The 8177-nt window shown below is 75.7% G+C and carries 1 protein-coding gene; it reads left to right on the top strand.

Annotation, left to right across the window (positions count from 1 at the left end; all coding sequences use genetic code 11):
• Window positions 1–38 precede the first annotated feature (38 nt).
• Complete coding sequence (locus Cco03nite_RS07895; RefSeq protein WP_203690422.1) at window positions 39–8177, top strand: type I polyketide synthase; 8139 nt, start codon at window positions 39–41, stop codon at window positions 8175–8177.

Raw genomic sequence — 8177 nt, 5'->3', positions numbered from 1 at the left:
CCGATGAGCTGTCCCGGCCGGGTTACTGGGTCGACCATGTGCGGCGTCCGGTGCTGTTCGCCGATGCGGTGGTCGAGCTGGAGCGGCAGGGTGCTTCCATGCTGCTGGAGGTGGGGCCGGATGCGGTGCTGACCGCGATGGCCGCCGACTCCGTGACCGACGCGGTCGCGGTGCCGCTGCTGCGCCGCGATCTGCCCGAGCCGCGGGCGCTGTGGGCCGGGCTGGGTCGCCTGCTCGCCCGTGGCGTGCCGGTCGCGCTCGCCACGGCGTACGAGGGCGGCGGCGCTCGCCCCGTGGACCTGCCCACCTACGCCTTCCAGCACGAGCGGTACTGGCTGCTGCCCCCGGCGGGCAGCGGTGACGTGGCCGCGGCCGGTCTCGGCGCGGCCCGCCACCCGCTGCTCGGCGCGACCGTCGAACTCGCCGAGGGCGACACCGTCGTGCTGACCGGCCGCGTCTCCACGCAGACCCATCCCTGGCTGGCGGACCACGCCATCCTCGACACGGTGCTGGTTCCCGGCACGGCCCTGCTGGAACTGGCCACCCGCGCCGGTGACCAGGTCGCCTGCCCCCACGTCGTCGAGCTGACGCTGGCCACGCCGCTCGTGCTGACCGGCGCCGACGCGGTGCAGCTGCAGGTGGTCGTGGGTGCGGCCGATCCGGACGGGCTACGCGAGCTGACGATCCACTCCCGCGCCGACGAGGACCGGCCCTGGACCCGCCACGCCGCCGGCCTGCTCGGCCGGTCGGCCTCGACGACGCCCGCCGGCCTGGGTGTTTGGCCGCCCGCGGGCGCCCGGGAGATCCCGGTCGACGGCCTCTACGAGCGGCTGGTCACGCAGGGCCACGGCTACGGGCCCGCCTTCCAGGGCCTGCGCCGCGTATACCGCGACGGCGCGACCGTCTACGCCGAGGTCGCGCTGCCCGAGGCGGTACGCCCCGACGCGGCCCGGTTCGTGCTGCACCCGGCGCTGCTCGACGCGGCGCTGCACCCGCTGCTGCGCGGGGTGGCCGGCGGCGACCTGCCCGGCGGGCTGCCGTTCTCCTGGTCCGGCGTGACCGTGCACCAGGGCGGCGCGGCGGCGCTGCGGGTCCGGCTGACGCTGTCCGGCCCGGACACGGTGGCCCTGGACGCCTTCGACGAGACCGGCGCACCGGTCGCCACGGTGGACTCGCTGCTGTCCCGGCAGGTGTCGGCCGACGCGCTGCGCGGCGCGGGCAGGACCCTCCACGACCATCTCTACCGGCTGGACTGGGTGCCGGTGCACGCCGACGCGACCCGTGCCGAGTGGACTGAACTCGCGGACGTTCCCGCCACCGGCCCGGTGCCCGCCACGGTGCTGACCGAACTGGCCTCGCCCGCGGACGGACCGGAACCCGAGCGCGTGCACGAAGCCGTCCGGCAGGCGCTCGACCTGGTGCAGCGCTGGCTCGGCGACGACCGTCACGCGGACTCGCGGCTCGTGGTGCGTACCCGGGACGCGGTCGGCCAGACTCCGGACCCGGCCATGGCGGCGGCGCTCGGCCTGCTGCGCACCGCACAGACCGAGAACCCGGGCCGGTTCGTCCTGGTGGACGGCGACGGCGACCTCGCCGCGGCGCTGGCCACCGGTGAACCTCAGCTCGTCCTGCGCGACGGGCAGGTGCTGGCCGGGCGGCTGGTCCGGGTCGAGTCCGAGCCGGCGGCGTCACCCGCCACCTGGCCGGCCGACGGCACGGTCCTGATCACCGGGGCGACCGGCGGGCTCGGCGCGCTGCTGGCCCGGCATCTGGTCACCGCGCACGGGGTACGCCACCTGCTGCTCACCAGCCGCCGCGGCCTCGACGCGCCCGGCGCGGAGCAGCTGCGCGCCGACCTGATCACGCTCGGCGCGCAGGTCACCGTGGCGGCCTGCGACAGCGCCGATCGCGACGCCCTCGCGCAGCTGCTGGCCGGCATCGACCCGGCGGTCCCGCTGCGGGCCGTCGTGCACACCGCGGGCGTGCTCGACGACGCCGTGGCCGCGGGCATGACCGCCGAGCAGCTCGACCGGGTGCTGCGGCCGAAGGTCGACGGCGCGTGGCACCTGCACGACCTCACCCGCGACGCCGACCTCGACCGGTTCGTCCTGTACTCGTCGTCGGCGGGCGTGTTCGGCGGCCCCGGGCAGGCCAACTACGCCGCCGCCAACGCCTACCTGGATGCGCTGGCGCTGGGGCGTCGCGCCGCCGGCCTGCCCGCGGCCTCGATCGCCTGGGGCCTGTGGGCGCAGGACGGCGGCATCACCGCGGACCTGTCCGGCAACGACCTCGCCCGGATCGCCCGCGCCGGCATGTCGCCGCTGCGCGAGGAGGAGGGCCTGTGGCTGTTCGACACCGTGCTCGCCGAGGGGCACGCCGCCGTGCTGCCGATGCGGCTGGAGCTGTCCGCGCTGCGTGCCATGAGCGACCTGCCCGTGCTGCTGACCGGCCTGGTGCGCCGCACCTCGCGGCGCACCGCCGCCGGTCGTGGGCAGGGCGGCTCGGTCGCGCTGCGTGAGCGGCTGGCGGGCCTGTCCGCGACCGACCGCGCCAAGGTCCTGCTCGACCTGGTACGCGGCCAGGTCGCCGCGGTGCTCGGGCATGCCGGTGCCGACACGGTCGATGCGGGCAAGGCGTTCAGGGACGTCGGGTTCGACTCGCTGACCGCCGTCGAGCTGCGCAACCAGCTCAACGCGGTCACCGGGCTGCGGCTGCCCGCCGCGCTGATCTTCGACTACCCGTCGCCGCAGGCCATCGCGGACCTGCTGGACACCGAACTGGGCGGCGCGGCTGCGACGGCGACACCGGTCGTGGTCACGGCCGTGGCGGACGACGACCCCATCGTCATCACCGGCATGGCCTGCCGCCTGCCCGGCGGCGTCGAGAGCCCCGAGCAGCTGTGGGAACTGGTCGCGCGCGGCGGGGACGCGGTGGGCGACTTCCCCGCCGACCGCGGCTGGGACGTCGAGGCCGTGTACGACCCCGACCCGGACGCGGCCGGCAAGAGCTACACCCGGCAGGGCGGCTTCGTCACCGGCATCGACCGGTTCGACGCGGGCCTGTTCGGCATCTCGCCGCGCGAGGCGCTGAGCATGGACCCCCAGCAGCGGCTGCTGCTGGAGACCGCCTGGGAGAGCTTCGAGAGCGCCGGGGTCGACCCGCAGGCGGCCCGGGGCGGCCAGACCGGCGTGTTCGTCGGCGTCAGCAGCCAGGACCACGCCACGATCCTGGCCCGGGTGCCCGGCTTCGAAGGCCAGCTGCTGTCCGGCAGCGCGAACAGCGTCGCCTCCGGGCGGATCGCGTACCACCTGGGCCTGACCGGTCCCGCGATCACCCTGGACACGGCCTGCTCGTCGTCGCTGGTGGCGATGCATCTGGCCGCGCAGGCGCTGCGCAACGGCGAATGCGACATGGCGCTGGCCGGCGGCGCGCTGGTGATGTCCACGCCGACGTTGTTCGTCGAGTTCAGCCGCCAGCGCGGGCTGGCCCCGGACGGGCGCTGCAAGGCGTTCTCGGCCGCGGCCGACGGCACCGGCTGGGCCGAGGGCGTGGCGATGCTGCTGCTCGAACGCGAGTCCGACGCTCGCGCCCGTGGTCACGAGATCCTCGCCGTGCTGCGGGGTTCCGCCGTCAACCAGGACGGCGCGTCCAACGGGCTGATGGCCCCGAACGGCCCGTCACAGCAGCGCGTGATCCGGCAGGCGCTCGCCTCGGCGGGGCTGTCCCCGGCGGACGTGGACGCCGTCGAGGCGCACGGCACCGGCACCAGGCTCGGCGACCCGATCGAGGCGGAGGCGATCCTGGCGACGTACGGGCGGGAACGGCCTGCCGACCGGCCGCTGCTGCTCGGGTCGGTGAAGTCGAACCTCGGCCACACCCAGCACGCGGCAGGTGCGGCCGGCGTCATCAAGATGATCATGGCGATGCGGCACGGGATGCTGCCGCGGACCCTGCATGTCGACGAGGTGTCACCGCACATCGACTGGTCCGGCGGCACCGTGGAGCTGCTGCGCGCCGCCCGCCCGTGGCCTGATGCCGGTGCGCCCCGCCGGGCGGCGGTGTCGTCGTTCGGCGTGAGCGGCACCAACGCCCACGTGATCCTGGAGCAGCCCGCACCCGCCGCACCGCCGCAGCCGCCCACGTCCGACAGCCGACCGGTGCCGTGGGTCGTGTCCGGACGGACCGGAGCGGCGCTGCGGGACCAGGCGGCACGCCTGCTCACGGCGGTCGGGGACCACAAAATCGCTGACGTGGCACTCTCGCTGACCTCCCGGACCGTGTTCGAGCACCGTGCGGTGGTCGTCGGCGGGGATCGTGACGAGCTACTGCCCGGCCTGCGAGCGGTCGCGGACGGCACCGCCGGTGGCGCCGTCGGCAAGGGTGCTCTGGCGCTGCTGTTCACGGGTCAGGGTGCGCAGCGGGCCGGCATGGGCTTAGGTCTTTACGAGGCTTTCCCGGTGTATGCGGGCGCGTTCGACGAGGTGTGCGCTGTCCTGGATCCGCTGTTGGGCCGGTCGCTGCGGGACGCGATCGCGTCCGGGGACGGTCTGGACCAGACCGGTCTGACGCAGCCCGCATTGTTCGCGGTGGAGGTGGCGCTGTTCCGTCTCGCGGGGTCGTTGGGTGTGACGCCCGACTTCGTGGCGGGGCATTCGATCGGTGAGATCGCGGCGGCGCATGTGGCCGGGGTGCTGTCACTGGCGGATGCGGCGACGCTGGTGGCTGCGCGGGGCCGGTTGATGCAGGCGCTGCCTGCCGGTGGGTCGATGGTCGCGGTGCGTGCTTCGCGGGAACAGGTCACGGCTGCGCTGGACGGGCTGGTGGAGCCGTTCTCGGGCCGGGCCGGTATCGCGGCGGTGAACGGTCCGGCCTCGGTGGTGATCTCGGGTGATGAGCAGGCCGTGGACGCTGTCGTGGCGGCGTTGGGTGTGAATGGTCGCCGGTTGTCGGTCAGTCATGCGTTCCATTCGCCGTTGATGGAGCCGATGCTCGAAGAGTTCGCGAAGGTGGTGTCGGGGTTGCGGTTCGAGCCGCCGAGGATCGCGTTCGTGTCCACGGTGACCGGTGGGCTGGTGGGTGCCAGCGAGTTGTCCCGTCCGGGTTACTGGGTCGACCATGTGCGGCGTCCGGTGCTGTTCGCCGATGCGGTGGTGGAGCTGGAGCGGCAGGGTGCTTCCACGCTGCTGGAGGTGGGGCCGGATGCGGTGCTGACCGCGATGGCCGCCGACTCCGTGACCGACGCGGTCGCGGTGCCGCTGCTGCGGCGGGACCGGGCGGAGGAGCACAGCCTGCTGACCGCGCTGGGCGAGGTCTTCGTGCGCGGCGCGGCGGCCGTCGACTGGGTCGCCGTGCTGCGGGGCCGGGGGCGGCGGGCGCCGCTGCCCACGTACGCGTTCCAGCACGAGAGCTACTGGCTCACCGCGCCGGCGGGTGCGGGCGACGCGGCGGCGATCGGGCTCGGCGACGCCGACCACCCGCTGCTCGGCGCGACGGTCGAGCTCGCGGGCGGTGGTCTGGTGCTCGCCGGCAGGCTGTCGCCCGCGACCCAGCCGTGGCTGAACGACCACGCGGTGATGGGCGCCGTGCTGCTGCCGGGCACCGCGTTCGTCGAGCTGGCGCTGCGGGCCGCCCGGGAGGCGGGCTGCCCGCGCATCGAGGAGCTGACCCTGGTCGCGCCGCTGGCGCTGCCGTCCAGCGGCGGGGTGCGGGTGCAGGTCACCGTGTCCGAACGCGACGACAAGGGGCGGCGTACCGTCGAGATCCACTCGCGGCCGGACGGCGACCCGGACGCGGCCTGGTCGCAGCACGCCGCCGGGGTGCTCACCGAGACTCCCGCCGTGCCCGAGGCGGCCGGCGCGGCGTGGCCGCCACCGGAGGTCACCGAGCTGGACGTCTCCGGCGTCTACGACGACCTGGCCGGGCAGGGCTACCGGTACGGCCCGGCTTTCCAGGGCATGCGCCGGGTCTGGCAGCGCGACCGCGAGCTGTACGTCGAGGTCGAACTCCCCGAGGCGCAGCGGGCCGCGGCGGCCCGGTGCATGGTGCACCCGGCGCTGCTCGACGCGGCCCTGCACGCGCTGCTGCCGGGGGTGACCGCCGAGTCGACCACGCCCGGCCTGCCGTTCTCCTGGAACGGCGTGACGCTGCACCGGCCCGGCGTGACCGCCCTGCGCGGCCGCCTGACCCGGCACCGTGCGGAGGCGGGCCTCGACACGGTGCGCCTGGAGCTGACCGACGAGTACGGCACCCCCGTGGTCTCGGTCGAGTCGATGCTGTCCCGCCCGTTCCCGGCCGAGGCGCTCGCCGCCACGCCGCACGACGCGCTGTATCGCGTCGACTGGACCGAGGCGCCCCCGGCGCAGACCGTGGCGGACTGGGCGGTGCTCGGCGACGCCGAGTTCGCGGCGGCACTCCCGGGCACGCGCTACAGCGGACTGTCCGAACTGGCCGACGCCGGCACGCCGGTGCCCGCGCACGTGCTCGTGCCCGTGGCGGCGGACCCGGCGGCAGACGTCGCCGAGCAGGCCCGCGCGGCCGCCCACGAGGTGCTCGACCTGGCCCAGCGCTGGCTGCGCGAACCCCGTTTCGCCGACTCCCGCCTGGTCCTGCTGACCCGCGGGGCCGTCGCGGCGGGCGACGACGTCGCGACCGACCTGCCGTACGCCGCCGCGCGCGGGCTGCTGCTGTCGGCCGCGACCGAGAACCCCGGCCGCTTCGCCGTCGTCGACCTGGACGGGGACGGCCGTTCGGCAGCGGCGCTGCCGGTCGCGCTCGGCTCCGGCGAGACCGACCTCGCCGTACGCGAGGGCAGGGTGCTCACCCCGCGCCTGGCCGCCGCCCCGCGCCGCGAACCGGCCGCGCTCGGCTGGGATCCGGCAGGCACCGTGCTGGTCACGGGCGCGACCGGCGGACTGGGCGCGCTGCTCGCCCGGCACCTCGTCACCCGGCACGGGGTCCGGCGGCTGCTGCTGGTCAGCAGGCGCGGCCCGGCGGCCCCCGGCGCCGGCGAGCTGCGCGACGAGCTCACCCGCCAGGGAGCCGAGGTGGAGATCACGGCCTGCGACGTGTCCGACCGCGACCAGGTCGCGCGGCTCATCGCGGCCGTGCCGGCCGACCGGCCGCTGACCGCCGTCCTGCACACCGCGGGTGTGCTCGACGACAGCATGCTCACCGCGATGACGCCGGAGCAGGTCGACGGCGTGCTGCGGCCGAAGACCGACGCCGCCTGGCACCTGCACGAGCTGACCCGGGACCGGGAGCTGGCGGCGTTCGTCCTCTACTCCTCGGTGTCCGGCCTGCTCGGGCCGCCGGGGCAGGCCAACTACGCGGCCGGCAACGCGTTCCTCAACGCGCTCGCCGCGCAGCGCCGCGCCGCCGGGCTGCCCGGCGTCTCGCTGGCCTGGGGCCTGTGGGCGCAGGAGGGCGGCATGATCGCCCAGCTCGACGAGGCCGACCGCAGGCGGGTCGCCCGTGGCGGCGTCGTGCCGATGAGCGAGGACGAGGGCATGGCCCTGTTCGACGCCGCCGTGGTCCGCGACGACAGCCTGCTCGCGCCGGTGCGCTTCGACACCGCCGCGCTGCGGGCCCTCGGCGGCGGCCTGCCCGGGGTGCTGCGCGGCCTGGTACGGGTCCGCGCCCAGGCGTCCGCCGCCCCGGCCGTGCCGCTGGCGCAGCGGCTCGCCGGGCTGGACGCCGAGCAGCGCGACCGGCTGCTGTCCGATCTGGTCCGCGCCGAGATCGCCGCCGTGCTCGGGCACAGCGGCCGGGACGCGATCGACCCCGACCGGCCCTTCACCGAGCTGGGGTTCGACTCCCTGGCCGCGGTCGAGCTGCGCAACCGGCTCGGTTCGGCCGCCGGGCTGCGCCTGCCCGCCACGCTGGTGTTCGACTACCCGACCGCGGGCGCCGTGGCCGGTTACCTGTCGGCCGAGCTGCCCTCGGCGGGCGCCACCGCTTCGGGCTCGTTCGAGCAGGAGCTGGCCCGCCTGGAGGCGGGGCTGGCGGCGCTGGCCCGCGACGCGGACGCCGCCGCACCGGTCGCGCAGCGGCTGGAGCGGATGCTGGTCGGCCTGCGCGGCACCGCCGTGTCGACCGCGGGGGCGGACTCCGAGCACGATCTGCAGACGGTTCCGCTGGACCGGCTGCTCGACATCATCGACACCGAGTTCGAGCTGTAG

The organism is Catellatospora coxensis, assembly GCF_016862635.1.
In the GTDB taxonomy this organism is placed as follows: domain Bacteria; phylum Actinomycetota; class Actinomycetes; order Mycobacteriales; family Micromonosporaceae; genus Catellatospora; species Catellatospora coxensis.
The sequence above is the reverse complement of the archived record's forward strand: the minus strand, read 5'-3'. Positions and strand labels throughout refer to the sequence as shown.